This is a genomic window from Neochlamydia sp. S13 (genome assembly GCF_000648235.2).
GTDB lineage: Bacteria > Chlamydiota > Chlamydiia > Chlamydiales > Parachlamydiaceae > Neochlamydia.
In genome coordinates this window covers 2222201-2248981 of the sequence record NZ_AP017977.1, presented here as the reverse complement: position 1 = coordinate 2248981, position 26781 = coordinate 2222201, and the positions used below count along the sequence as shown (strand labels likewise).

Here is a 26781-nt window from a genome sequence, read left to right as displayed (position 1 = left end):
TTGTGTAACTAATCAACACTCCTACCCCTTAAATCTCTTAAAAGTAGCTCTACCTGCTAATCCAAAGAGCGCATCGCTCGCCAGCTTAAAAAGATTAAAAGCCCAGCAGTACCTAGATATAAAAACCAATAATTAGCATTCCATTGCAGAGTTAGGATGCCTTCTTGAGAAAAACTGAATAAAATGATCCCAAAAATAAGAAAAACAGAGCCCGTGAGCAATAAAACAAAAGGTAGCAAAAAGCTTGTTGGATAATTAGCAGAAGAAGTGGCTGCCTCTGAGTCTTCTTCTTCCTCAGAAGATTCTTCGTCTACTTTATTGATATCATAAGTTGCAGAGGAATCTTGACGATAAGAAGGAAAAGGAGCAATATGGGTCAAGCTTTTATCATGTTGGGTAAGAAGAGAAGAAGAGCTTAGATACACACCACAATAAGGGCAGTTCTCATCAGAAAATGCGACACGACCTTCGCAATTCCAGCATAACTTCTTTTTGGGTAGGGCGCTCATAACTGGCTCTGTGTTAAAAGGGTTAAAAACAATTTCATGGCCTTATTTATAATTTCTTGCAAGAAATAAATCAACTGATGTTAAGGAGTTTACTTGTCTAACTACTTTGCCAGAAGCTACTTTTTCTATCTACCATTGTGTGTAATGATTGGATTATTTTACGGCTGTGCTGCTTACAAGTATCCTACAGAGTGTTATTATGTTGAGCCTCCACTCCTTTTAGAACAGGAAGAGAGGCTTTTATATGATACTTATCATTTTCAAGCTTCTTCTCATTGGCTTTATTACCTAATTCCTCGACACCGAAGCCAAATCTATTGGTATGATGTAGGCCATTGGTGCACATGGGCTCTTTTTGGAAATGATGATCATGGACTTTTTGCTGAAGCCCAACTGCCCTTGTTTAAACCTTGCAGGCCTACTAGCTTTCTTAAGGCTTTTACATGGATGGTGCGCAATCCTTTACATAACTTCTGTCATTACGTGATAGGGAATGCTGGATGTGTAAATGACGAATTTACCCTTCTAAAAATCAATAAAAAACATTTTTCTTGCTTGCATTATGAGTCAGTAGCGCGCACAGTTTTTGCTGGTCGTTATACATCTTTTTACTTAGGGTTACATGGAGGAAAGCCATTCATCTCTTTACGTTTATCCTACGGGCCTAAATGGAAAAGTGATTTTTATATTGGATGGCGTGAGAGGGGAAATTTTGGAATAAAATTTTTGCCCTTAACTAAAAACTCTTTAGTCGTCTGGGAGAATCTTCCTTATGAAGATGCAGAATAAGGGTCTCACCCTTAATAAAGCTCTTCTATTCTAGCCTTTCTATACCTATAGCTTAAGCTTAACGTTCATTCTTTACCCCTCACCTGTAGGGGTGTAGTAATCGGAACAGTTGATAAAGCAAGAGAAAAGAAGATGGAAAATAGTCCAAATCATCCTGACGGGGTAGCTATAGGGGAAGGATCAGCATGTGATCCGGCTGCTATTCACACGACGCAAGGGGGCAAATCTATAGTGCTGATGGATGCAAAGAAATAAGAAGGTGCCTACTTAAAGATGGATTCTTTCTAAAGCTTTAATAGCTTGCTCGGAAATTTACATTTACACTCAAGAGGTTGAAGAATTCGGCATCAAGATTGAGAAGTTAAGTTTTGATCATGCGCGCATGGTAAAAAGAGGGGATCTTGGCAAGATGATGAAAAATCTAGAAGGATTAATAGCTTCCCAACTTATTAAACATGTAGGGAGATTTGGTAAATTCATTTCTCTAAAAAACCCAAGCAATGCGAGAAGACAAATGAGTGCTTAGCTTGAGAAAAAATTATTGCCACTTAAGAAATGTTACACTGTCTTTTGCCGCTAGAAAGTAAGGAGGTTTTTGCGGCACTTAATAAAGCTTTTCGGAAAGCTAACATTATAATAGACACAAAGCACTAAAGGTAGAAGGGATTGACAAAACTTCAGAAGGTATTAAAGTGCAGCGGGCGGAAGGAAAGAGTGATACAGCGAAGATGTTATGGGTAGTTGTAGGCCACTTTATGAATACCTGTAAGGTTTGTTTAGAAAAAGGTGAAGTAATTTTTAATGAAAAGGATTTGATTTCTGTAAATGTTAGTATGGAAACAAATGTTCCCGGCATTTATGCTGTGGGTGAAATCGCTTCTAACTGGTGTTTACCTCATGGGGCTACACAGCAAGGTTGCGTAGCTGGCCGCCATGCGGCTGGAAAAGAAGCCTATACGTAGTAGGAGGCGATCCCTCATGTGGTTTTTGCATGCCCGGAAATTGCCTCAGCTGGAGTGTTCTTATAGGGGGCTTTAGAAAGGGCATCAAGCAGTGGTAGAAGCTTTTCCCTTGCATGCTTTAGGCAAGTTTCAGGCTACGTATCAAAGGGAAGGATTTACACAAATAATAAAAGATAAATTTATAGGGAAAAATCTAGGTGCTCCAAGCTGTGGGCACAACGCTTCTATTATAATAGTGCAAATGAGCTGGACGATGGCGAATAACTTGACTATCGAGCCAATTAAAAAGATCATTCATGCCTATTTAACGGGGGGACAGAGGCTTGGCTAGAAGCTACCTTTATAGCGGCTGATGCACCTTTACATTTTCCTTTTAAAATATAAAAAAAGCAGGCTTAATTCTTATGAATCCTTTAGAATTGTTTGATAATACGCCTAGGATAAAAAAGAAAAAGTTAAACATTCTTCCTATTAATCCTGACGTGGCCCACCAGGATAAAGCTGTTGGCCTTGGACGTTTCCCTTCTTGGTTACATCGTAAGCTCCCCGCCGGAAGCAACGTATGGAAAACAGGAAATATCTTTAACCAAAATCGCTTGCACACAGTTTGCGAGGAAGCCAAATGCCCTAATCTAATGGAATGCTGGTCTAAAAAGACAGCGACCTTCTTGGTGATGGGTAAAGAGTGCACCAGAGCTTGCGGTTTTTGCGATATTGATTTCTCAAAAGCTCCTAAAGCATTAGAAGCTGATGAGCCCCAGCGTGTAGCTGAATCGGTATTAGCGCTGGGCTTAAAGCATGTGGTGATTACTATGGTGGCTAGGGATGATTTGCTTGATGGAGGTGCCGAGCATTTATCTAAGGTGATTGAGGAAATTAGGCGACAAGCTGGTGAAGTTACCATTGAGGTCTTAACCTCTGATTTTGCCGGTAAACATGCCTCCTTAGATGTTATCCTAAAAGCCTGCCCTGAAATTTTTAATCACAACTTAGAAACGGTGCGTGCCTTAACACCTCGCGTACGTCATCGAGCAACTTATGATAACACGTTGAAGGTGTTAAGCTATGTAAGGAAACAAGGAGCGCAAGGCCTACTTCTTAAGTCAGGAATAATGGTAGGCTTAGGGGAAAGTGAAGCGGAAGTTTTTGAAACGCTTAAAGATTTAAAAACCGTAGGCTGTGATATTATTACCCTGGGGCAATATCTACAACCCCAAAAAAACAAGTTGTTAGTTAAAGAATTTATTACTCCTCAACAATTTAAAAAATATGAAGAATATGGATATTCCTTGGGAATCAAAAATATGTATTGCGGACCTTTTATTCGCTCTAGCTATAATGCTGAAGCGGTTTGGAAGCAGACGTGTAAAGGAGAAAAACAATGAGAGATGAAGAGGCAGCTATTGAAGGTTTACCTTTGGCTAATGCATTAGATCATGCAATTCTTATGCACCGTGAGGTGCATTTCGGAGGAAAGTTTGATGTCATGCTGGATTATTATCTTAATGAAGGAAAAGGGGTAAACCCTGAGTTTGAATTAGAAAGCATTCATACGTTAGCCAAAATAGAGAAAAAAATGAAAACAGATTTGGCTCCTTTAATGCTTGCAGGGGCCGAGGCAGAAAAAATTGCAGAAGCCAAGACAGCTTACAAAAAACTTAGAAGCTTATATGAAAAGCCTAAGCCAGCCATGAAAAACATGCTTTTAGTGGCTGATTTAATTTTATCTGAAGATTTAGAGGCTGCTCAAGAAATTGAAGCGATTGTTCAGGAGAAAGGAGCTATTGTACCTGCTTTAATAGAATTGCTCAAAGCAGAGGAATTTTACGATCCACTTTTTCCAGGATATGGTTTAGCGCCTTCATTAGCTGCCAAATGCTTAGGAATGATAGGCGATAAACGTGCTATTATTGCCTTATTCGAATCCTTAAGCCAAGGAGATTTTTTTGAAGAAGATATTGTGTTGGCAGCTTTACGTGCCATAGGAAAACCAGCTAAAGAGTTCTTGTTAAAAGTTGTGCATGGTCGTCCTATTAACGAGGACAATGAAAGAGCAGCTATTGCTTTGATTGCTTTTAAAGAAGAGGAAGATGTGGCCAAAGCATGTTTAGAAATCCTAAGAGATTCTCAAGTTCGTAAGGATATTCCTTTGGCAACCTATTTGATTTTAGCTTGTGAAGGCTTAAAAAGCTTAGAGGACCGTACAGCTTTCCAGCTTCTTGCACAAGAAAGTGGAATGCCAAAGATGCTTATACAAGATATTCATGCTGTTGCTAGCCTATGGGAAACAGGCCTTAGGGGAGATTAAAGAAAGAAGAGTACATCTATCCTTTGTTTCACAAGCTAGGGTTTATACACTAATACTTAGGATGGTATAATGAAGAAAATAAGCTTTAAAATATTTTTTTGCAAGCTATAAAGGATAGGTAAAATGCACTTTCCTCAAGAAGGTATTAGCAAGCAGGCTTTTATTTTAGATAAAATTTATAAGCTAGAGGATAGGCTTTCTGAAGGAGAAAAAGCCAAGGCAATCTTCAAGCAAACCTTTGCTCTAGCTAGAGCGCTTGCCCCTTTGGAGTTAGAATTTAAATGGAGAACCGAGGAGAAGAGATGTTTTACTCTGGTTAATTATTCCTCTTATCTTATAAATATTAATCGCCTATTAATGTGGAAAAAACTTCCTGGTGGGGAAGAATACTTAAGTCAAGAAAAAATTAAGTATTTACCTTTAGAAAAACAAGGAGAGCTTTTCAGAAAGTGGATTGAAAGCCATGGTAAAAATATTAGGAATTTATCGTTAGCGGAAGTTGGCTTAACGCTTTTGCCTGCAGAAATAGGTTGTCTTTCTCAACTGCAAGAGCTTAGCTTAACTAACAACCGGCTTACCACGCTTCCTGCAGAGATAAGGCAACTTGCCCAGTTGCAAATTCTTTACTTAAGCGGCAATCAGCTCACCGCCCTTCCTGCAGAAGCAGGGCAGCTCTCTAAGTTAGAAAGGCTTTTTTTAAGCGCAAATCAGCTCACGGCTCTTCCTACTAAGATAGGCCAGGCCTCCCAGCTGAAATGGCTTTACTTAGATGACAATCGGTTTACTACTTTTCCTATAGAGATTAGACATCTCTCTCAAATGCAAAAGCTTGATTTATCCTATAATCAGCTTACTACCCTTCCTGCAGAGATAGGGCAGCTGGCTAAGCTTGAAATGCTTAATTTAGATGACAACCAACTTACCAATCTCCCGATAGAAATAGGGCAGTTATCGCAGCTGCAGACGCTTAGCTTAAGTTACAATCAGCTTACTGCTCTTCCTATAGAGATGGGACAGCTTTTGCAGTTACGTTGGCTTGACTTAGAGAACAACAAGCTCACCACCCTTCCTGCAGAGATGGGTCAGCTAACTGAACGGTTAAATCTTAAGCTAGACGGGAATCCGCTGAAAAGTATTCCTAGTGAACTAAAAAAGCGCTTTAGACTGTAGCTGGAAAGGTGCCTTTTTTCATCATTTATAATATTAATTGGTAAGTTTAGAAAGGTTTAAAGATATAGAGAATCGTCGGTTTATTACAAACGCCTAGGATCTAAAGTTCTGTTTTCCTGCTAAAGTTAAAGCAAAATTTTTTAACCAGTTTTTACATTTTTCTAGCGATAAGTTTAAAAATTAAGCATTTTTTACATTTTCTTGCCCATTTTGTTTCTTCCATGTATAAGCATCTCACTAAAAAACAATTAAACACAGTATATATCTTAAAGAGGCCATACCATGAATCCTAGCTCTTTTGTTACCATCGACCATTTACCTAATGAGATATTAACTCCTATCTTAAAGGTTTGCTCTAGCCCCTCCTTATTTAGCGTTTGTACAAGATGGCGTCATTTGCTAGCTACCGAAGTCATGCCCTCTCTTTATAAGCAAATAGTTAAAGTTCATTTTCCTCAAGGAGATATTAGCAAGCAGGCTCTTATTGTAGATAAAATTTATAAGCTAGAAGATGGGCTTTCTGAAGGAGAAAAAATCAGGTCAATCTTTAAGCAGACTTTTGCTCTAGCTACAACCCTTGCCCCTATGGAGTTGGAATTTAAATGGAGAACCGAGGAAAAGAAATGTTTTACGCTGGCTAACTATACCTCTTATCTTATAAATATTAATCGCCTGTTAATGTGGAAAAAACTTCCTGGGGGAGAAGAGTACTTAGCTCAAGAAAACATTAAGTATTTGCCTTTAGAAAAACAAGGAGAGCTTCTTAGAGATTGGATAGAAAACCACGGTAAAAATATTGAGGTGTTATATTTAACGAGAATCGACTTGACCTTTTTACCTCCAGAGATAGGGCAGCTTTCTCAGCTGCTAGCTCTTTATTTAAACAACAACCAGCTTACCACTCTTCCTGCAGAAATAGGGCAGCTCCCTCAGTTGCGAACTCTTAACTTAAGCAATAACCAGCTTGCCTCCCTTCCGATAGAGATAGGACAGCTCTTGCAATTGCGATGGCTTTATTTAAACAACAGCCGGCTTACCAACCTCCCGACAGAAATAGGGCAGTTATCTCAGCTGCTAAGCCTTGAATTGGATGCCAACCAGCTCACCTCCCTTCCTGCAGAGCTAGGTCAGCTGTCTCAGCTCGGTAGACTTTCCTTAAGCAACAACCAGCTTGCCTCTCTTCCTACAGAAATAGGACAGCTTGCCCAGCTGAAAAAACTTACCTTAAACGATAACCTACTCACCTCTCTTCCTGCCGAGATTGGGCAGCTGTCTCAGCTGCAAGGGCTTAACTTAATTCAAAACCAGCTCGCTAGTCTTCCTGCAGGAATCGAGCAATTGTCTCAGCTGCGAGGGCTTGATTTAAGACAAAACCAGCTCACCAGTCTGCCTGCAGAGATAGGGCGGCTGTCTAAGCTGCAAACGCTTGACTTAAAAGAAAATCAGCTCACCAGCCTCCCTGCAGAAATCGGGCAATTGTCTCAGCTGCAAAGGCTTGACTTAAATCAAAACCAGCTCACCAGCCTACCTACAGAAATCGGGCAATTGTCTCAGCTGCGAGTGCTTATCTTAAGCCAAAACCAGCTCACCAACCTTCCTGGAGAAATCGGGCGGTTGTCTCGGCTGCAAAGGCTTGAATTAAATCAAAACCAGCTCATCAGTCTGCCTGCAGAGATAGGGCAGCTTGCCCAGCTATGAAGTTTTAGCTTAAATAATAATAAACTTTTCTCCATTCCTACCCACATAATGCAGCTATCCCAGCTGCGAAGCCTTCGCTTAAACGACAACAAACTCACCACCGTTCCGATAGAGATAGAGCAGTTATCACAGCTGCAAACCCTTTGCTTAGACCACAACCATCTCACCTCCCTTCCTGCAGAGCTAGGTCAGCTGTCTCAGTTGCGAGATCTTAACTTAGGCAATAACCAGCTTACCTCTGTTCCTGCAGAAATAAGGCAGTTCTTGCAATTGCGACGGCTTTATTTAAAAAACAACCAGCTCACCTCCCTTCCTGCAGAGATAGGGCAGCTCTCGCAACTGCACTACCTTGATCTAAAAAACAATCAGCTTACCACTGTTCCTGCTGAGATATGGCTGCTCTCTCGATTGAAATGGCTCGGCTTAGAGAATAACCAGCTTACGTTTATTCCTGCCGAGATCGAGCAGCTATCGCAGCTGCAAATCCTTCGCTTAGGTGACAACCACCTTGCCACCCTTCCTGTAGAGATAGTGCAGCTATCTCAGCTGGAAAAACTTCATTTAAACAATAACTATCTTACCGTCCTTCCAGCAGAGATGGGGCAGCTCTCGCGACTGCAAGAGCTTGATTTATGCGATAACCAGCTTGCTTCCCTTCCTGCAGCGATAGAGCAGCTACCTAAACGTTTAGATTTGAGGTTAGACGGAAATCCGCTGAAAAATATTCCTAATGAACTAAAAAAGCGCTTTAGACTGTAGCTGAAAAGGTACCTATCTTCATCATTTATAACATTAAAATGGCAAATTGGCAGGCTCAGAAGCTTTAAAGATATAAAGCTTTTGGTTTATTATAGAAGCGTAGGATCTAAAGCTCTGTTTTTTTGCTAAAGTTCAGAAGAATTTCTTCCAGCTTTTTATACTCTTTTGCATTCAATACTTAAATATTGAATATTAATTTCTACCATTTTTTTTGCTTATTTTGTTTTTTTCATGTATAGGCGATACTTCTACAAAGCGAATAAAAACATGTATACATCTTAAAGAGGCTATACTATGAATCCCAGCTCTCCTGTTACCATCGACCATTTACCTAATGAGATATTAACCCCTATCTTAAAGGTTTGTGCTAGCCCTTCGTTATTTAGCGTTTGCACAAGATGGAGCCACCTGTTAGCTACTGAAGTCATGCCTTCCCTTTATAAGCAAATAGGTAAAATGCACTTTCCTCAAGGAGATATTAGCAAGCAGGCTTTTATTTTAGATAAAATTTATAAGCTAGAAGATAGGCTTTCAGAAGGAGAAAAAGCTAAGGCAATCTTCAAGCAAACCTTTTCTCTAGCTAGATCGCTTGTCCCTTTGGAGTTAGAATTTAAATGGAAAACCGAGGACAAGAGATGTTTTACGCTGGCCAATTATTCCTCTTATCTTATAAATATTAATCGTCAGTTAATGTGGAAAGCATTGCCTGGTGGAGGGGAATACTTAAGTCAAGAAAAAATCAAGTATTTACCTTTAGAAAAACAAGGAGAGCTTCTTAGAGATTGGATTGAAAATCACGGTAAAAATATTGAAAGGTTATATTTAACGGGACTTGGTTTAACCCTTTTACCTCCAGAGATAGGGCAGCTTTCGCAGCTACGAGCTCTTAACTTAAGCAATAACCAGCTTACTTCTCTTCCTGCAGAAATAGTGAAACTGTCTCAGCTGAAAGAGCTGTACTTAAACGGCAACCATCTCACCGGCCTTCCCATAGAGATTGGGCGATTCTCTCAGCTAAAAGCTCTTAACTTAAGCAATAACCAGCTTACCTCTGTTGCTGCAGAAATAGGGCAGTTATCACAGCTGCAAAGCCTTTGCTTAGATCACAACCAGCTCACCGCCCTTCCTGCAAAGCTAGGTCAGCTGTCTCAGCTGCGAGATCTTAACTTAAGCAATAACCAGCTTGCTTCTCTTCCCACAGAGATTGGGCAATTCTCTCAGCTAGAAGCTCTTTATTTAAACAACAACCAGCTCACCACTCTTCCTGCAGAAATAGGACAGCTCTCACAGCTTCAAACACTTAATTTGAGCACTAACCAGCTTGCTTCTGTTCCTGCAAAAATAGGGCAATTGTCTCAGCTGAGAGAACTGTACTTAGACGACAACCATCTCAGCGCCCTTCCCCCAGAAATTGGGCAATTCTCTCAGCTAAAAGCTCTTTATTTAAACAACAACCAGCTCATCAGCCTTCCTGTAGAAATCGGGCAGCTGTCTCAACTACAAAGGCTTTACTTAAGCCAAAACCAGCTCACCAACCTTCCTGCAGAGCTAGGTCAGCTGTCTCAGCTGCGAGATCTTAACTTAAGCAATAACCAGCTTGCTTCTCTTCCCACAGAGATTGGGCAATTCTCTCAGCTAGAAGCTCTTTATTTAAACAACAACCAGCTCACCACTCTTCCTGCAGAAATAGAACAGCTCGCACAGCTTCAAGCACTTAATTTAAGCACCAACCAGCTTGCCTCCCTTCCGACAGAGATAGGAAAGCTTTTGCAATTACGATGGCTTTATTTAAACAACAACCAGCTTACTTCTGTTCCTGCAAAAATAGGGCAGTTATCTCAGCTGCAAAGCCTTTGCTTGGACCGCAACCAGCTTACCTCCCTTCCTGCAGAAATAGGGCAGCTTTCGCAGCTGCGAGCTCTTAACTTAAGCAGTAACCAGCTTACTACCCTTCCTGCAGAGATGGGGCAGCTAACTGAACGGTTAAATCTTAAGCTAGACGGAAATCCGCTGAAAAGTATTCCTAGTGAACTAAAAAAGCGCTTTAGACTGTAGCTGAAAAGGTGCCTTTTTTCATCATTTATAATATTAATTGGTAAGTTTAGAAAGGTTTAAAGATATAGAGAATTGTCGGTTTATTACAAACGCCTAGGATCTAAAGTTCTGTTTTCCTGCTAAAGTTAAAGCAAAATTTTTTAACCAGTTTTTACATTCTTCTAGCGATAAGTTTAAAAATTAAGCATTTTTTACATTTTCTTGCCCATTTTGCTTCTTCTACGTATAGTTGTTTCCCTGAAAACAATCAATATGTATATCTCTTAGAAAGGCTATACCATGGCTCTCAGCTCTTCTATCACTCTCGAACATTTACCTAATGAAATACTAGCGTCTATCTTAAAGGCCTGTGCTAGCCCCTCCTTATTTAGTATTTGTACAAGATGGAGCCACCTGTTAGCTACTGAAGTCATGCCTCCCCTTTATAAGCAAATAGTTAAAGTTCATTTTCCTCAAGGAGATATTAACAAGCAGGCTATTATTTTAGATAAGATTTATAAGCTAGAAGATGAGCTTTGTGAAGGAGAAAAAGCCAAGGCAATCTTTAAGCAAGCCTTCGTTCTAGCTAGAACCCTTGCTCCTATGGAGTTAGAATTTAAATGGAAAACCCAGGAAAAGAGATATTATACGCTAGCTAATTATTCCTCTTATCTTATAAATATTAATCGCCTGTTAATGTGGAAAGCACTGCCTGGTGGAGGGGAGTTCTTAGATCAGGAGAAGATCAAGTATTTGCCTTTAGAAAAACAAGGAGAGCTGTTTGGGGAGTGGATTGAAAACCATGGCAAGGAGATTACGATAGTAAACTTAAGAGGAATCGGCTTGACTCTTTTACCCCCAGAGATAGGGCAATTTTCTCAGCTGCAAAAGCTTGACTTAATCGACAACCAGCTCACCACCCTTCCGGCCGAGATAGGTCGGTTATCTAAGCTGAAAGGTCTTTACTTAGATTGTAATCAGCTCACCACCCTTCCGACAGAGATAGGGCAACTCTCACACCTGCATTGGCTTTACTTAAGCGACAATCAACTTAACTGCCTTCCTGCAGAGATAGGGCAGCTTGCCCAGCTACGAAGCCTTAGCTTAAACAATAATAAGCTTTCCTCCATTCCTACACACATAATGCAGCTAGCCCAGCTGCGAAGCCTTTACTTAGAAAACAATAAGCTTACCACCGTTCCTGCCGAGATAGGGCAGCTATTACAGCTGCAAGAACTCTATTTAAATAACAACCAGCTTACTTCCCTTCCGGCAGAGATATGGCAGTTACCACAGCTCAAATTGCTTGCCTTAAGCAACCATCAGCTGACCTCCCTTTCTGCAGAGATTGGCCAGCTATCGCAACTGCAAGACCTTCATTTAAATAACAACCAGTTATCTATGCTTCCTGCCGAGATAGGGCAGCTCTCTAAGCTACAAGGCCTTTACTTAGAAGGCAACTCACTTACTAATCTCCCGATAGAAATAGGGCTGCTTTCGCGGCTGCAAAGGCTTAACTTAAATAACAACCAGCTTACCTCCCTTCCTGCAGAAATCGGGCAGCTTTCGCAGCTACGAAGGCTTTACTTAGAGAATAACCAGCTTACCTCTCTTCCTGCAGAAATCGAGCAGCTTTCGCAGCTACGAAGGCTTTACTTAGAGAACAACAACCTAACCGCTCTTCCTGCCGAGATAGGGCAGCTCTCTAGGCTGCAAGGGCTTTACTTAGAGAACAACAACCTAACCGCTCTTCCTGCCGAGATAGGGCAGCTCTCTAGGTTGCAAGGCCTTTACTTAGAGAACAATCAGATATCCATGCTTCCTGCCGAGATAGGGCAGCTTTCGCAGCTGCTAGATCTTCGCATAAATAGCAACCAGCTCTCCACTCTTCCAGCAGAGATAGGGCAGCTCTCTAACCTGCAGAAGCTTTACTTAAGGAGCAATCAGCTTACCAACCTTCCTGCAGAGATAGGAAAGCTCTTTAATTTGCAAGACCTTTACTTAGAGAGCAACCAGCTTACCGCTCTTTCTGCAGAGATAGGGCACCTTTCTCGGCTACGAAGGCTTTACTTAGACGGCAACCAGCTTACCTCCCTTCCTGCAGCGATAGAGCAGCTAACAGAACGGTTAGATTTGAGGTTAGACGGAAATCCGCTGAAAAGTATTCCTAGTGAACTAAAAAAATGCTTTGGGTCGTAGCTGAAAAGGTGCTTGTCTATATCATTCATAACATTAAAAGGGCAACCTGATAGGTTTAAAAGCTTTAAATATATAAAAAGCCTTTGATTTATTATAAAAGCGTAGCATCTAAACATATGTTTATTTGATAATGCAGGGAGAAAAATCCTTACCCACTTTTTTATTCCGCTATTTATAAGCTTAAAAATTAAAATTTCTTTTCTCACGTTTTCTTGCCTATTTTGCTTTTTTCATGTATAGGTAACGACTCCAAAACGAGCTAAAAATAGGCATAAAACTTAACAGAGACCATACCATGAATCCCAGCTCTTTTATTACCATCAACCATTTACCTAATGAAATATTAGCCCCTATCTTAAAGGTTTGTGCTAGCCCCTCGTTATTTAGCGTTTGTACAAGATGGAGACACCTATTAGCTACTGAAGTCATGCCCTCTCTTTATAAACAAATAGGTAAAATGCACTTTCCTCAAGGAGATATTAACGAACAGGCTTTTATTATAGATAAAATTTATAATCTAGAAGATAGGCTTCCTGAAGGAGAAAAAGCCAAGGCAATCTTCAAGCAAACCTTTGCTCTAGCTAAATCTCTTGCCCCTATGGAGTTGGAATTTAAATGGAAAACTGAGGAAAAAAGGTGTTTTACGCTGGCTAACTACTCCTCTTATCTTATTAATGTTAATCGCTTGTTAATGTGGAAAAAACTTTCTGGGGGGGAGGAGTACTTAGCTCAAGAAAACATTAAGTATTTGCCTTTAGAAAAACAAGGAGAGCTTCTTAGAGATTGGATAGAAAATCAGGGTAAAAATATTGAGAGGCTATGTTTAACGGGAATCGGCTTAACCTTTTTACCTCCAGAAATAGGTTGTCTTTCTCAACTGCAAGAGCTTAACTTAACCAGCAACCAGCTCACCACACTTCCTCCAGAGATAGGACAGCTTTCTCAATTGCAATCTCTTTACCTAAACGATAACCCTCTCACCGCCCTTCCCATAGGGATTGGACAATTTTCTCAGCTAGAAGCTGTTTATTTAAACAACAACCAGCTCACCACTCTTCCTGCAGAGATGGGACAGCTCTCGCAGTTACGTTGGCTTAACTTAGAGCACAACAAGCTTACCTCTCTTCCTGCAGAAATAGGACAGTTATCTCAGCTGCAAATCCTTTGCTTGGGCCACAACCAGCTTGTCTCCCTTCCAGCAGAAATAGGGCAGCTTTTTCAGCTGCGAGCTCTTAACTTAAGCAATAACCAGCTTACTTCTCTTCCTGCAAAAATAGGGCAGTTGTCTCAGCTGAAAGAGTTGTACTTAAATGATAACCCCCTCACCGCCCTTCCCATAGAGATTGGGCAATTCTCTCAGCTAAAAATTCTTTATTTGAACAACACCCAACTCACCACTCTTCCAGCAGAAATAGGACAGCTCGCACAGCTTAAAACACTTAACTTAAGCACCAACCAGCTTGCCTGCCTTCCGACAGAGATAGGACAGCTCTTGCAATTACGATGGCTTTATTTAAGCAACACCCAGCTTAACTCTGTCCCTGCAGAAATAGGGCAGTTATCTCAGCTGCTAGGCCTTGAATTGGATGCCAACCATCTCACCTCCCTTCCTGCAGAGCTAGGGCAGCTGTCTCAGCTCTGTAGACTTTCCTTAAGCAACAACCAGCTAACCTCCCTTCCTGCAGAAATAAGGCAGCTCTCGCAATTGGGCTGCCTTGATTTAAAAAACAATCACCTTACCACTGTTCCTGCTGAGATATGGCTGCTCTCTCCATTGAAGTGGCTCGGCTTAGAGAATAACCAGCTTACGTTCGTTCCTGCCGAGATCGAGCAGCTATCACAGTTGCAAAGCCTTCGCTTAGGTGATAATCACCTTGCCACCCTTCCGGCAGAAACATGGCAGTTATCTCAGCTGGAACAACTTCATTTAAACAATAACCACCTCACCGCCCTTCCAGCAGGAATAGGGCAGCTATCTAACCTGAAATCTCTTTGGTTACAAAGCAACTATCTTACCATCCTTCCAGCAGAGATGGGACAGCTATCGAAACTTCAAGAGCTCCACTTAAACGACAACTAGCTTACCGCTCTTCCTGCAGAGATGGGGTGCCTTTCTGAACTGCAAGAGCTTGATTTATGCGATAACCAACTTACCTCTCTTCCTGTAGAGATAGAGCAGCTACCTAAACGTTTAAATCTTAAGTTAGATGGAAATCCGCTGAAAAGTATTCCTAGTGAACTAAAACAGCGCTTTAGATTGTAAAGCTTTGCTTGTCTTGTAAATTAATTAAGGATAAAGAAATAGAAAAAGTTATGCTTGAAGAATTAAGGAAGAATTTGTTAGCTTTTTGTTGGCTGTTCTGCCTATAAGACAGGCTTTTCAAGGATAATAGACTTGCTTTTCCATAGGCCAGAGGCATAGCGCCAATAATAGATGATCACTGATCCTATACTAAAGAGAAGCCAAAAATAGAGGGCCACTTCTACGGAAGCTTGAATTTTTACTACAAAGAAGTAGACAGGAGCAACCATCAGTATCCATACGCTTAAGGATCCTGCAATTAATAAAAATGTAGTATCGCCAGCTGCTGTTAAAATTCCTGATAGCAGCCAGCGAATGCCTTCAAAAAATATATAAATGAGAGTAGCATATAGGCAATTCATGAGTTTTATTTCAATAAAAGCCCTATATTCAGGTGTAGCATAAGGGAGAAATTGGTCGATAAGCAGAGGGTGAAAATAGACAAACAGGGTAGAAATAACCAATAAAAAAAGCAGATGAATACGTATACCGGCTTTTAATACGTGAGAAATAAACCAGGTGCGTTTAGCACCAATAAGATTTCCGCAGATAGTAGTAGCAGCTTTACTCACTCCTTCTGCAAAAAAAAGCAGCAGCATAAATAGACTTTGGCAAATTCCTGCTATAGTAATATGTACTTCGCTCAATCTTGTCATCATTTGATAAAAAGCTGCCCAACCCATGATTTCTATTAATGCAAACATTGCTCCTGGAGAACCAATTTTAAAACATTGCCAAAAAGCTAAAGGGCGAAAGTAAAAATTTCCTGTTCCCTTTTTTTCTCTGTTTTCTTTCTTAAGGAAAAAGTAAAAGAGGACAAGCATCTGAAATAAAGATCCTAGACTTGTGGCAATAGCTGCCCCCAGGATGCCCATTGAAGGCACCACTCCCTCGATGCCAAAAATAAGAGAGATATCTAAGAAGACATTAATAACATTAGCGCCAATGGCTAAAAGAGTAATTAATTTAGTTTGGCCTTGCCCTACAAAGAAGCCACTGAGGGCGGCATAAGCAGCAAAAGTGGGGCCAAATAACAGCATCCAGCGCATATAAGTTCTTTCCATGGCTGTTTCTGGGGAAGAACCGTAAAACCATTCGCTTCCCCATATAGCCATAGGAATAAAGAAAAGGAAAGAAAAGAGGGAAAGCCAGATCATTTGCCAAACAGGCTCACCCATACGGTTAAGCTGTTGAGCACCGTGATATTGAGCAACAAAAACTTCAGTAATATTGGTTAGCACCACCCATCCAAAGAGTAATCCCCACCCTAAAGTAGAAGCATTGACAGCAGAATTGAGGGCGGCTGTAGAATAATGGGCTAACAGTAACCTATCGACAAAAAGCATGAGCATCATGGAAAAAGAGGAAAGCATGAGCGGCAAAGAGATAGAAAAAAGCTCTCGAAAGCTGCCTTCTTGATATTTAGTAAGTGCCATAGGACCTTATGAAAGCAAAGGTATTTTAAATTTTATGTAAAATTAAAAATGGTCATAAAGAAAGAGATTACATCAGTAAAAAGGCTTCTTGGCAGATACCATAACAAATGAGCAGGGGATTGTAAACAATTTTTATTGAGAAAAGTCTCCTTGTTTTTTAAAAGGTAGGAAGAAAGCTTTTAATGAAAAAGATAGAGGAAAGTAGCTAGGTTAAACAAATTATTTAAATTCCTTGGTAAGCTTTAAAGAGGAAATAGTTGTTTCTTCCCTTAGCCTTCAATTGAGCAGCAAGTAAGAGGGGATTTTTAGGATAAAAATAAGAAAAATAGAAAAAGCTTCTTGCTTTCTTTAAATCTATCACTTTTAGTGATAAACTTGTTGACTTAAGAATATTTAAATAACCTTGTCTTATCGAAAATTGGAAAAATGCTAGAAGGACACTCCAAATTTTATATGAAGAGAATAAGGTTGTAATGGCCTAGGGGTTTTAATCAAAGTAAGCCTAGCTTGATAAAGCTCCATCTTAAGGAGAGACTTGAGTTTCATTTTTGCAAGAAAGAAAGTATAGCAAAAATATATCAATATGCTAGGATGCATTTAATAACAAAATTGAGATATAAACATGTATAACCTCATTACTTTAGCTTCCCATCAAATGTTACGCTTTTTTGCCTATTCACTTCTCATCGCTTCTTCCTTTCTATTCACTAGTTGCGAGTCGCAAAAGACAATTGTCAATAGTCTAGATGAAAGAGAAGCTAATGAAATTCTTGTTTTTCTAGAAAGCAAAGGAATCAATGCCAATAAGATGCAATCTGCAGGGGGAGGAACGGGTGCTTCTAAAATAGTTTTATGGGATGTAAGCGTAAATGAAAAAGATGCTATTCAAGCCATGGCCCTGCTAAACCAAGCTGGCCTACCAAGAAAGCGTAGTCAAAATTTACTTTCCATTTTTTCTAATGTAGGGTTAGTGCCTTCTGAAAGACAGGATAAAATCCGTTATGAGGCTGGACTAGCCGAGCAGATTGCTAGCGTCATACGTAAGATAGATGGTGTTTTAGATGCAGAGGTTCAGCTTTCTTTTCCTGAGGAAGACCCTTTAAGCCCAGGGAAAACTAAGGGCAAAATCACAGCTTCTGTATATGTAAAACATAATGGGGTGTTAGATGATCCTAATAGTCATTTAATTACCAAAATCAAACGTTTAGTGGCCGCAAGTATCACAGGTCTAAATTTCAATGATGTAACGGTCATTTCTGATAGAGCACGTGGAAGCGATCTATCTACCTCATTCTTATCGGGCGAGCATGAAGAGAAATCTTATGTGAGCATTTGGACAATTGTTTTAGCCAAGGAGTCGGTGACACGTTTTCGAGTAGTGTTCTTTACTTTTTCTTTTCTTCTTTTACTTATGGCTGTGTGTTTAATTTGGTTAACTTGGAAGATTTATCCTTTATTAAAAAGACATGGGGGTTTTAAAGAACTGTTTCATCTTCAACCATTAAAAATTGGGGCTCCTGAAGAAGAGAAAACCCAGGACACTGAAGAACCTGCGGAAGATAAAAATTCTTCGGAAGATAAAGGTTTGGTTGATAAAGATGTTGATGAGACATAAGGCTCTTTACTATGCATACCAAAACACAAATTCTTATACGTATTTTGCTAAATCGCTTTCATCCTAAGACATCTCAAGAATTTCTTAAGGGGTTGCCGGAAAATGAAGCAAAGCAAATTATTGGACATCAGATAATTACGACAGATGTAGATCCTATCTTTGTTAAGCCGCATGAATTTCTTAAAGAAATCCATTATTCTTGGGTAGCTCCTCATGTTCAACAGTTTCCTACTCATCTTCAAAACCTTATGGTCTCAGCATTGCCTAATCCTTTGGCCGCTAGCTTAAAAAAATATTTAAATATTAGTGACCCTTCTGTGTTCATGCCTAAGCCTGCGAGGGCATTTTTTATTAGGAAGCTATACGATCAGGTTAAGCAAACTGAAATTCTTTCACCCGCTTTTTTGCCCAAGCAAGATTTATCCATATTGCTAGCTTTATCGCGTAGGGAAATTATTTACTTAATTGATTTTTTAGGTTTATATGATTTAGCGGAAGAATTGCGTCATGTGGTAGACAAGAAAAGTTTACAAAAAGTCTATGCATGTTTAGACAGTAAAAAAATACAGTTTGTTCGTCTCTGCTTACATCAAAAAAGTAGGTTCATTGCTGCTAAAATGGATCTGCAGAAATGGAAAGGAGAGAGCACTGAGCTACAACGAAAGATTCACCAGCGAGGCCTTTACCGCTTAGGAAAAGCTTTAAGCGGCACTCACTCTCATTTTATGTGGTACTTGCTAAGGAAATTGGATATAGGGCGTAGCGCTATTATAGAAAAACACTATAAACTACCGAGTAGCCCTGCTGTAACTTCGGTGCTTATCCAACAAGTGATAAATGTTATGAACTTTTTAAAACCGAAGAGTGAAATGTGAAAAAGAAATTTTTTTCCCTGATCCATGGCAATGGCGTTCATGTAGCTCCAGAAACACGTGTTATTCCTGCTGAAGAGTTTTCGCAAGCATTGGAAGCTTACCAACTCATGGAAGAAGTAAAAAAAGATGCCCTCAAGTATAAGCAAGGAGTAGCTGAAGAAATCGAAAAACTTAAGGAGCAGGCGCAAAAAGAAGGATTTGAGGAAGGTTTTAAGAAATGGGTAGAACAAATAGCTAAAGTGGAAGAAGAGATTATAAATGTACGTCATGAAACAGAAAAAGTAGCTTTACCCATTGCATTAAAAGCTGCTAAGAAGATTGTAGGTCGAGAGCTGGAGCTATCCGAGACTGCGGTTGTAGATATTGTTAGCAATAGCTTAAAAGCGGTAGTAACACACAAAAAAATCACCATTTACGTAAACAAAAAAGATCTTGAAGCATTAGAGAAAAATCGCCAGCAAGTTAAAGATCTCTTCGAAAGTCTTGAAACGTTGATAATTCGAGAGCGTGCAGATATTGAATCGGGCGGATGTATTATTGAGACGGAAGGGGGTATTATCAATGCCCAGCTTGAAAATCAATGGCGTATTATTGAAAATGCTTTTGATAGAATGATGAAACAACATGAGAAGGCGGCACAGGGGCATGGCTAAAACTAAAGCAATTATTAAACGTTTATTTTCTTTAAACTGTCTGTCATGGATGTTAGTACTAGCTCTATTATGTATGATCTCTCCTGAATGTTGGGCCCAAAGTTCTCCTCCTCGGAGTACCACTTCGATAGAAGCTGGAAAAGCTGTAGTAAGGCCCGGAGAGAAAACCCCTGCAGAAAAAGAGCTGGATATACGGTTTGATAATTTTAGAAAACCTTCCTTGATTACTCAGGCGGCGGTATTATCTCTTTTGGCTATGCTGCCCTTTATAGTGATGATTTTATCTTCATTTATGAAAATCGTCGTCGTCTTGTCGCTTTTGCGTAGTGCGCTTGGTGTCCAACAATCGCCTCCCAATCAAGTGATCAACGGGGTTGCTTTCATGCTGAGTATCTATGTGATGTATCCTACGGCTTTAAAGATGTATGATGCCTCGATGCAGGTGGTTAACCAGCAAGCTGCTCCAGAATCCCTTATTTCTGCAGGATCTTCTGCATATATAATGGCTTTAGTGGAAGCTGGGAGAGAGCCTTTGCGTGATTTTTTGAAAAGAAACTCTTCTGTTAAGCATCATGCTTTGTTTTACCGTATGGCTTATCGCGTTTTACCGGATAATTATCGACCCACGCTAAAGCCTGATGATTTTATGATTGTAGTGCCAGCTTATATTACTAGCCAGCTTAAAGATGCATTTGAGATAGGAGTGCTCATTTACATTCCCTTCTTTGTCATAGATCTAGTCGTATCAAACGTTTTATTAGCGATGGGTATGATGATGCTATCCCCCGTAACCATATCTATGCCTTTAAAATTATTTTTACTTGTAATGCTAGATGGATGGACAATGTTAATTGAAGGCTTGGTAAACACTTTCCGCTAAGGATCAGATTATGTTTCAGACACAGGTTATACAGCTTGCTTATCATGCTCTTTTGCTGATTCTTATCCTTTCAGCACCACCCATTTTGGTGAGTATGTTTTTTGGGGTGATCGTAGCGATCTTTCAGGCAGCCACACAAATTCAAGAACAGACTTTATCATTTACTATAAAATTGGTGGCGGTAACGCTTACCTTGATGATTTTAGGGGGATGGTTGGGAGCTCAGATCATGGAGTTTGCAGGGGATATATTTTCCCACTTTGCACAGTGGAGTTTAGCTTCTCAAGGGTGATAAACAACTTGTAAACACAATTGCACTTTCCCGTGGTTTTATTTAGCCTCTAAAGACTACTCGTTAAGATAGAGACAAAAAATATAAGAATTTCATAATGGCTGAAACTACTGACAGTTTTATAGCGTTATTTTTAAATAGTGCCTTCAATACCGAAGGGGGATTGCTCTCTTTTGTTGCGCTTTTCTTTTTATTTCTCTCACGCTTTTTCCCTATTCTTTTGCAATCACCTTTTTTTGGAGCAAGGGTGATGCCTCAGCCTGCAAAGGTGGCTCTAGGGATTGGTCTCTTTATCATCTTTTTACCGCAATTGCTATTAGTTACCCATAAAATTGATTTCAACCTAAAGCTAGTTTTTTTAATATTTAAAGAGTTGTTTGTGGGGACAATCATAGGCTTCCTCATTAGCTTGCCTTTTGTTATTGTGCAAAGCGCTGGCATTATCATTGATCACCAGCGAGGGGGAGCCAGCTTAATGGTTAATGATCCGACCATTCAAAATCAATCTTCACCTCTAGGAACGTTGTTCAACTACGTGATGATTTGGATATTTTTTATGATCGATGGTCCTTTTTTATTCATGGAGGCTATCCTTACCTCTTATGAAGTAATTCCTGCTGATCAAATTATCAATCTCAAATTTTTTGAACGATCCTCAGTATTCTGGGCGAACGAGATTGCCCTGCTAAATAAAATAATGGTCATCAGTATTCGTTTGGCATCACCTGCTTTAATTATGATTATGATGACAGACTTCTTTTTAGGAATTGCTAACCGCCTAGCCCCGCAAGTTCAAATTACTTTTTTAGGCATGCCTTTAAAATCATTATTAGCCCTATTAATTGTATGTGTAGGCTGGAAAATGCTGAATGAAGAAATGGCTAAGCAAGGCTATGTATGGATAAATGAAGTGATCAACATGCTAAGAACGATTAAAGGGAGCGTGAGTGGATTTAATGAGGTGGGAGCTGTAGTTTCATGATTTTTCACCTGAAAATCCCGGTTTCAAAAACAGGTGAGCGGTTAATACATAGCCTGGCAGAAAACTCTTAAGTATAAAAGGCTTTTAAAGCGTTTATTTTCATTGGGTAAGGTTATGCTAAGAAAGCCATCTACTTAATAAAGAACACATTTATCAGAGAATACCAATTGCTCTTTTAACTTTATAGGTTATGAAGACGGCAGCCTTTTCAATTACAGCTTAAAAAGTTGCTTTACTTTCACTGAAATATTTTCTAGGAAGTTGCCCTCTAAGTTAATAGTTAGCCATTCTGGTAGCTGCCAGATTTCTGCAGGAAGGTTGGTGAGCTGTTTGTCGTTTAATTAAAGGTATTTCAGCTGAGATAGCTGCTCTACCTCTTTAGGGATAATGGTTAGCTGGTTGATGCTTAAGTCAAAGCATTGAAGCTGCGATAATTGACTCCTCTCTATAGGAATGATGTCAGGCAGGTTGTCGCTTAAGTGGAGTCTTTGCAGCTTTGATAGCTGCCCAATCTCTGTAGGAAGGAAGGTAAGTTGGTTGTTCTACAAGAAGAGCAATTGCAGTTGGGATAGCTGGCTTATCTCTATAGGAAGAATGATAATCTAGTTGCTGTTTAAATGAAGGTGTTTAACCTGAGATAGCCGACCTATCTCTATAGGAAGGGTGGTAACCAGGTTGTCACTTAAGTGAAGCTTTTGCAACTTGGATGGCCGCCCGATTTTTGCAGGCAGACTGATGAGCTGGTTTTGATCTAAGTGCAGATTATTTCTTTAAAGATAAGATGGCTAAAAGTTTGCTATTCATTTTAGTCTACTCCAATTTAAAAAGTACTTACAATCATTCTACAATTGAAAACGCTGCCTTATTTTTTCGGCGATATCCTTTAAAGGATTTTCTGCTAATTCAAGCGTTTGCAGCTGAGACAGTTGCCCGATTTCTGCAGGCAGAGCGGTGAGCTGGTTTTGATTTAAGTAAAGATGTTGCAGCTGAGACAACTGCCCTGTTTCAGCAGGAAGGCTAGTGAGCTGGTTTTGATTTAATTGAAGCCATCGTAGCTTAGACAGCTGTCCGATTTCTGTAGGCAGAGCGGTGAGCTGGTTTTGATTTAAGTAAAGCCCTTTCAGCTGAGACAATCGCCCTATTTCTGTAGGCAGAGCGGTGAGCTGGTTTTGATTTAAGATAAGCTGTAGCAACTGAGACAGTTGGCCTATCTCCGAGGGTAAATAAGTCAAGCCTGCTTTAGATAAATCTAAAACCATGATGTTTTTACAATTTTCTTCAATCCAATCTCTAAGAAGCTCTCCTTTTTTCTCTAGAGGCAAGTGCTTAATTTCTTCTCGGCTCAAGTATTCTTCCCCACCAGGAAGTTTTTTCCAAAGTAAAAGGCGATTAATATTTAAGAGATAAGAAGAGTAATTAGCCAGCGTTAAGCCTCTTTTTTCTTCCGTTTTCTCTTTAAATTCCAAAGGAGAAAAAGACTTGGCTAAAGTAAAGATTTGCTTAAAGATTGCATTTACCTTTGCTGCTTCAGAAAGCTTTTCTTCTAGCTTATAAATCCTATCTACAATAAGAGCCTGCTCCTTAACATTTCCTTGAGGAACATGCACTTTACCTATTTGTCTATAAAGAGGGGGCATGACTTCAGTAGCCAGCAGATGATGCCATCTTTTACAGACGCTAAATAAGGAAGGAACTGCGCAAGCCTCTAAGATAGGGAGCAGCAATTCATTGGGCAAGCTTTCAATAGAGGCCGAAGAGATAGGATGCATTTTATTTCCTTGGGTAGTGATGACCTTTTATTATTTGTGTTTTTTAAAGACAATATAAAAAATTAAAAAAGCAAGTCAAACGAATTCGTGCTCTTATCAATGAAAAGCAACTCACAAATGATCTACCACGCTTTACTTTTAGACAGATTCAAGGAAAGGGGGGAGACCTTCCAAGCATTTAGGAGCAGCCACAGGTTTTGGGGATTAAGTGATGCGGCAATTTTGGTGTGGCTAAAGGAATGAGATTGATTCTTTGCCTTATTTGAGAAAAACGGCTCTTTTTGGTGTCTTGTTTTAATTCTTATACCGCGCAGGACCTCTTTAAGGTTTATACAAATTTTTAGTCGTTAAGAAAATGTGAACGAGAATGAGACATGAAAAAAAATGTTAAGCATCGTTTTTAAAATTTTACCTACTTTTTGCCTCTAAACATACAATGAAAATATACCCAAATCTGCTCAAAATTCTCTTGCCCTACTGTAAGTGAAAACCTATCTTTAGCTGCTAGGCCCCTATAAGGGGCCACATGTTCTTTATATCTTTAAAATCTTCTAATCTTATCCCTATCTTCCTTTTAACAAGCTAAGTGATCCAGATACAAACTTTTCAAGTTATAGGCCAAGCCATTACCTTATATCCTCAGGAATACTTTTTAATGGATTTCCCTTTAGATCAAGATCTAATTCCTTTGATATCTGCCCCTATCTCTATCGGAACAAAGATAAGCTGATTATTTTTTAAGTCAAGCACTTGCAGCTGCAATAGCTGTCCTATCTCTGCAGGAAGAGTAGTAAGCTGTTTGTCGTGTAAGTCAAGTTCTTGCAGCTGAGAAAGCTGCCTTATCTCTGTAGGAAAGGTGGTAAGTTGGTTCTTGCTTAAGTCCAGGTATTGTAGCTTGGATAGCTGCCCTACCTCTTTAGGGATAATGGTTAGCTGGTTGATGCTTAAGTCAAAGCTTTGCAGCTGCGATAATTGACTCATCTCTATGGGAATGATGGAAGGCAGGTTGTTGCTTAAGTGGAGTTGTTGCAGCTTTGATAGTTGCCCAATCCTTTATAGGAAGGGAGCCAAGCTGATTATTATCTAAGTTAAGGTGTTTAACCTGGAATAGCTGACCTATCTCTATAGGGAGGGTGTTAACCAGGTTGTCACTTAAGTGAAGCTTTTGCAACTTGGATGGCTGCCCGATTTTTGTAGGCAGACTGGTGAGCTGGTTGTGATTTATGTGCTGATTACTTGTTTAAAGATAAGATGGCTAAGAGTTTTTTATTTCATTTTAGCCCACCCCGATTTAAAAGTACTTATGGCCATTCTACAATTGAAAATGCTGCCTTATTTTTTCGGCGATATCCTTCAAAGGGTTTTCCGCTAATTCAAGCTTTTGCAGCTGAGACAATTGACCCACTTCTGCAGGCAGGCTGGTGAGCTGGTTTTGATTTAAGTGCGGATTACTTCTTTAAAGATAAGGTGGTTAAAAGTTTCTTATTTCATTTTAGCCCACCCCAATTTAAAAAGTACTTGCTATTCTACAATTGAAAGCGCTGCCTTATTTTTTCGGCGATATCTTTCAGAGGATTTTCTGCTAATTTAAGCGTTTGCAGATCAGACAGCTGCCCGATTTCTGCAGGAAGACTGGTAAGCTGGTTTTGATTTAAGTAAAGCGTTTGCAGCTGAGACAGCTGCCCAATTTCTGTAGGCAGGCTGGTGAGTTGGTTTTGATTTAAGTCAAGCACTCGTAGCTTAGACAGCTGCCCGATTTCTGCAGGCAGAGCGGTGAGCTGGTTTTGATTTAAGTAAAGCGTTTGCAGCTGAGACAGTTGCCCGATTTCTTCAGGCAGGCTGGTGAGCTGGTTGTGGTCTAAGCCAAGCACTTGCAGCTGAGACAGTTGCCCGATTTCTTCAGGTAGGCGGGTGAGCTGGTTTTGACTTAAATCAAGCCATTGTAGCTGAGGCAGCTGCCAGATTTCTGTAGGCAGAGCGGTGAGCTGGTTTTTGCTTAAGTAAAGCCGTATCAGCTGTGATAATTGGCCTATTTCTGAAGGTAAAGAAGTCAAGCCTGCTCTAAATAAATCCAAAGTCGTGATGTTTTTACAATTTTCTTCAATCCACTCTCTAAATAGCTCTCCTTTTTTTTCTAGAGGCAAGTGCTTAATTTCTTCTCGGCTCAAGTATTCTTCCCCACCAGGAAGTTTTTTCCAAAGCAAAAGACGATTTATATTTAAGAGATAAGAAGCGTAATTAGCCAGCGTTAAGCCTCTTTTTTCTTCTGTTTTCTCTTTAGATTCTAAAGGAGAAAGAGACTTGGCTAAAGTAAAGATTTGCCTAAAGATTGCATTTACCTTTGCTACTTCAGTAAGCTTTTCTTCTAGCTTATAAATCCTATCTACAATAAGAGCCTGCTCCTTAACATTTCCTTGAGGAACATGTACTTTACCTATTTGTTTATAAAGAGAAGGCATCACTTCAGAAGCCAACAGATGATGCCATCTTTTACAGACGCTAAATAAGGAAGGAGCTGCGCAAGCCTCTAAGATAGGGAGCAGCAATTCATTGGGCAAGCTTTCAATAGATGTCGATGAGATAGGATGCATTTTATTTCCTTGGGTAGGGATGACATTTTATTATTTGTGTTTTTTAAAGACAATATAAAAAATTAAAAAAGCAAGTCAAACGAATTCGTATCCTTATCCATGAAAAACAACTCACAGATAATACGCTTTTAAATTACTCCTTACACAATTAGACATACGATACAGCACATAAGCTTTTCATTCTTTTTTCTTCCAGACATACCTTTCTCCAAGAAGCTATTGCCATCTTTTCTAGTTCTTTATAACCTCGATAAATACGATTAGACCAAAAATGGCTACGCAAGTAATGCCATAAGTTTTCAACAGGATTAAGTTCAGGACTATAAGGAGGTAGAAAGAGCAGGTGAATATTGGAAGGAACTTTCAGCGTTTTACTAGTATGATAGCTAGCTCGGTCTAAAATTAGCAAAGCATGGGAAGAAGCAGACAGTGATTGACTAACTTGCTCAAGAAGAATTTCCACTCCTTGGCTATTTAAGAAAGGTAAAATCATCCCTTCTGCTTGCCCTGAACATGGGCAAACAGCTGTAGCTACATACAGATTTTTATATTCTGTCTGCCTAGGAGCTTTTGGCCGCGTTCCTTTTTTTGCCCATACCTTAGTAGAGGTGCTTTGTTGTCCAAGCCGTGCTTCATCTTCAAACCAAATTTCGATGTTTTTCTTAGGAAATTGTTTGTTTAAGCTGGTGATGACTTCTGGAATTTTTTTTTAAAGGCTTCTTGGTCCCTTAGGTTAGCTTTATAATGCTGAGGACGAGGAACCAAAGGCGTATAGCGGCTGCGACGTAAGATTGTCCAAATTCCTTGCAAGGTTAAGTTTTTGCCAAACTCTTTTTTTAGAATAGCTTGCAGATCAACTAGGTGGAAAACATTGATGCTTTCGTCAGGTTCAGGCCCTTTTTCTACCCTCTCTAAGAAAGCTTTTTCTTCCTGTTATTACAGGCCTCCTATCTTTCAG

General features: G+C 39.8%; 26 protein-coding genes and 2 pseudogenes. 19 read left to right on the top strand and 9 right to left on the bottom strand.

The window, feature by feature from the left end; genetic code table 11:
* Positions 1 to 56: 56 nt before the first annotated feature.
* Positions 57 to 509, bottom strand: a complete 453-nt coding sequence (locus TY21_RS08700; RefSeq protein ID WP_039386662.1) for a hypothetical protein — start codon at positions 507 to 509, stop codon at positions 57 to 59.
* Between the two features lie 93 nt (positions 510 to 602).
* Between TY21_RS08700 and TY21_RS08695 the strand changes: the two genes are divergently transcribed.
* The 13 genes and pseudogenes from TY21_RS08695 (at position 603) to TY21_RS11110 (ending at position 14691) form a co-directional block, all read left to right on the top strand.
* Positions 603 to 1298, top strand: a complete 696-nt coding sequence (locus tag TY21_RS08695) for a hypothetical protein (RefSeq protein WP_130589659.1) — start codon at positions 603 to 605, stop codon at positions 1296 to 1298.
* 132 nt (positions 1299 to 1430) lie between these two features.
* Positions 1431 to 1553, top strand: a complete 123-nt coding sequence (locus TY21_RS11675) for a hypothetical protein (RefSeq protein ID WP_255501493.1) — start codon at positions 1431 to 1433, stop codon at positions 1551 to 1553.
* A gap of 410 nt (positions 1554 to 1963) precedes the next feature.
* Complete coding sequence (locus TY21_RS08690; RefSeq protein ID WP_079979940.1) at positions 1964 to 2260, top strand: FAD-dependent oxidoreductase; 297 nt, start codon at positions 1964 to 1966, stop codon at positions 2258 to 2260.
* Between the two features lie 88 nt (positions 2261 to 2348).
* Positions 2349 to 2591 (top strand): annotated as a pseudogene (locus TY21_RS11940) (dihydrolipoyl dehydrogenase); the annotation flags it as partial.
* 73 nt (positions 2592 to 2664) lie between these two features.
* The gene (gene lipA / locus TY21_RS08680; RefSeq protein WP_042241691.1) at positions 2665 to 3645 is read left to right on the top strand and encodes a lipoyl synthase; all 981 of its coding nucleotides are present in this window, start codon (positions 2665 to 2667) and stop codon (positions 3643 to 3645) included.
* The gene (locus tag TY21_RS08675) at positions 3642 to 4568 is read left to right on the top strand and encodes a hypothetical protein (RefSeq protein ID WP_042241695.1); all 927 of its coding nucleotides are present in this window, start codon (positions 3642 to 3644) and stop codon (positions 4566 to 4568) included. The genes lipA and TY21_RS08675 overlap by 4 nt, the downstream gene beginning before the upstream one ends.
* Before the next feature lie 123 nt (positions 4569 to 4691).
* Complete coding sequence (locus TY21_RS08670; RefSeq protein ID WP_052354558.1) at positions 4692 to 5738, top strand: leucine-rich repeat domain-containing protein; 1047 nt, start codon at positions 4692 to 4694, stop codon at positions 5736 to 5738.
* A gap of 282 nt (positions 5739 to 6020) precedes the next feature.
* Positions 6021 to 7436, top strand: a complete 1416-nt coding sequence (locus TY21_RS08665) for a leucine-rich repeat domain-containing protein (RefSeq protein WP_079979942.1) — start codon at positions 6021 to 6023, stop codon at positions 7434 to 7436.
* Positions 7437 to 7451: 15 nt separating this feature from the next.
* A pseudogene (locus TY21_RS08660) lies at positions 7452 to 8195 on the top strand (leucine-rich repeat domain-containing protein); the annotation flags it as partial.
* Between the two features lie 294 nt (positions 8196 to 8489).
* Complete coding sequence (locus TY21_RS08655) at positions 8490 to 10250, top strand: leucine-rich repeat domain-containing protein (protein ID WP_052354559.1); 1761 nt, start codon at positions 8490 to 8492, stop codon at positions 10248 to 10250.
* A 279-nt stretch (positions 10251 to 10529) separates the two neighbouring features.
* Positions 10530 to 12428 (top strand): leucine-rich repeat domain-containing protein, encoded by a 1899-nt coding sequence (locus TY21_RS08650; protein WP_052354560.1) that lies wholly within the window; start codon positions 10530 to 10532, stop codon positions 12426 to 12428.
* A gap of 295 nt (positions 12429 to 12723) precedes the next feature.
* A complete protein-coding gene (locus tag TY21_RS08645) occupies positions 12724 to 14508 on the top strand; it encodes a leucine-rich repeat domain-containing protein (protein ID WP_079979944.1) in 1785 nt (594 codons plus the stop codon).
* Between the two features lie 21 nt (positions 14509 to 14529).
* Positions 14530 to 14691: a hypothetical protein gene (locus TY21_RS11110; protein WP_158623059.1), complete on the top strand. Its 162-nt coding sequence runs from the start codon at positions 14530 to 14532 to the stop codon at positions 14689 to 14691.
* 101 nt (positions 14692 to 14792) lie between these two features.
* Here the strand turns inward: TY21_RS11110 and TY21_RS08640 are convergent, their stop codons facing one another.
* The gene (locus TY21_RS08640) at positions 14793 to 16166 is read right to left on the bottom strand and encodes an MATE family efflux transporter (protein WP_042241700.1); all 1374 of its coding nucleotides are present in this window, start codon (positions 16164 to 16166) and stop codon (positions 14793 to 14795) included.
* A 622-nt stretch (positions 16167 to 16788) separates the two neighbouring features.
* Here TY21_RS08640 and sctJ point away from each other — a divergent pair.
* The 6 genes from sctJ (at position 16789) to TY21_RS08610 (ending at position 21463) form a co-directional block, all read left to right on the top strand.
* On the top strand, positions 16789 to 17781 hold the full coding sequence (gene sctJ, locus TY21_RS08635; protein WP_052244099.1) for a type III secretion system inner membrane ring lipoprotein SctJ: 993 nt from the start codon (positions 16789 to 16791) through the stop codon (positions 17779 to 17781).
* Positions 17782 to 17792: 11 nt separating this feature from the next.
* Complete coding sequence (locus TY21_RS08630; protein WP_042241702.1) at positions 17793 to 18656, top strand: hypothetical protein; 864 nt, start codon at positions 17793 to 17795, stop codon at positions 18654 to 18656.
* On the top strand, positions 18653 to 19309 hold the full coding sequence (locus TY21_RS08625; protein ID WP_042241705.1) for an HrpE/YscL family type III secretion apparatus protein: 657 nt from the start codon (positions 18653 to 18655) through the stop codon (positions 19307 to 19309). Before TY21_RS08630 ends, TY21_RS08625 begins: the two co-directional genes overlap by 4 nt.
* Positions 19302 to 20189 (top strand): type III secretion system export apparatus subunit SctR, encoded by an 888-nt coding sequence (gene sctR, locus TY21_RS08620; protein ID WP_232044353.1) that lies wholly within the window; start codon positions 19302 to 19304, stop codon positions 20187 to 20189. Before TY21_RS08625 ends, sctR begins: the two co-directional genes overlap by 8 nt.
* Before the next feature lie 10 nt (positions 20190 to 20199).
* Entirely contained in the window at positions 20200 to 20481 is a 282-nt protein-coding gene (sctS, locus tag TY21_RS08615; protein ID WP_042241710.1) for a type III secretion system export apparatus subunit SctS, read from the top strand.
* Positions 20482 to 20578: 97 nt separating this feature from the next.
* Complete coding sequence (locus TY21_RS08610) at positions 20579 to 21463, top strand: EscT/YscT/HrcT family type III secretion system export apparatus protein (protein WP_042241713.1); 885 nt, start codon at positions 20579 to 20581, stop codon at positions 21461 to 21463.
* Between the two features lie 602 nt (positions 21464 to 22065).
* Here TY21_RS08610 and TY21_RS08605 read toward each other — a convergent pair.
* The 7 genes from TY21_RS08605 to TY21_RS11935 all read right to left on the bottom strand — a co-directional run bounded on the left by TY21_RS08605 (position 22066) and on the right by TY21_RS11935 (position 26675).
* Positions 22066 to 22224, bottom strand: a complete 159-nt coding sequence (locus TY21_RS08605) for a hypothetical protein (RefSeq protein ID WP_130589658.1) — start codon at positions 22222 to 22224, stop codon at positions 22066 to 22068.
* A gap of 81 nt (positions 22225 to 22305) precedes the next feature.
* A complete protein-coding gene (locus TY21_RS08600; protein ID WP_130589657.1) occupies positions 22306 to 23232 on the bottom strand; it encodes a leucine-rich repeat domain-containing protein in 927 nt (308 codons plus the stop codon).
* Positions 23233 to 23904: 672 nt separating this feature from the next.
* Positions 23905 to 24213, bottom strand: a complete 309-nt coding sequence (locus TY21_RS08595) for a leucine-rich repeat domain-containing protein (RefSeq protein ID WP_052354543.1) — start codon at positions 24211 to 24213, stop codon at positions 23905 to 23907.
* Complete coding sequence (locus TY21_RS08590) at positions 24182 to 24457, bottom strand: hypothetical protein (RefSeq protein WP_130589656.1); 276 nt, start codon at positions 24455 to 24457, stop codon at positions 24182 to 24184. The genes TY21_RS08595 and TY21_RS08590 overlap by 32 nt, the downstream gene beginning before the upstream one ends.
* Positions 24458 to 24758: 301 nt before the next feature.
* The gene (locus TY21_RS08585) at positions 24759 to 25823 is read right to left on the bottom strand and encodes a leucine-rich repeat domain-containing protein (protein ID WP_197725054.1); all 1065 of its coding nucleotides are present in this window, start codon (positions 25821 to 25823) and stop codon (positions 24759 to 24761) included.
* 148 nt (positions 25824 to 25971) lie between these two features.
* Positions 25972 to 26514, bottom strand: coding sequence for an IS630 family transposase (locus TY21_RS08580; RefSeq protein ID WP_255501537.1), 543 nt, complete (start codon positions 26512 to 26514; stop codon positions 25972 to 25974).
* A complete protein-coding gene (locus TY21_RS11935; RefSeq protein WP_368668655.1) occupies positions 26502 to 26675 on the bottom strand; it encodes a winged helix-turn-helix domain-containing protein in 174 nt (57 codons plus the stop codon). Before TY21_RS11935 ends, TY21_RS08580 begins: the two co-directional genes overlap by 13 nt.
* Between the last annotated feature and the right edge of the window lie 106 nt (positions 26676 to 26781).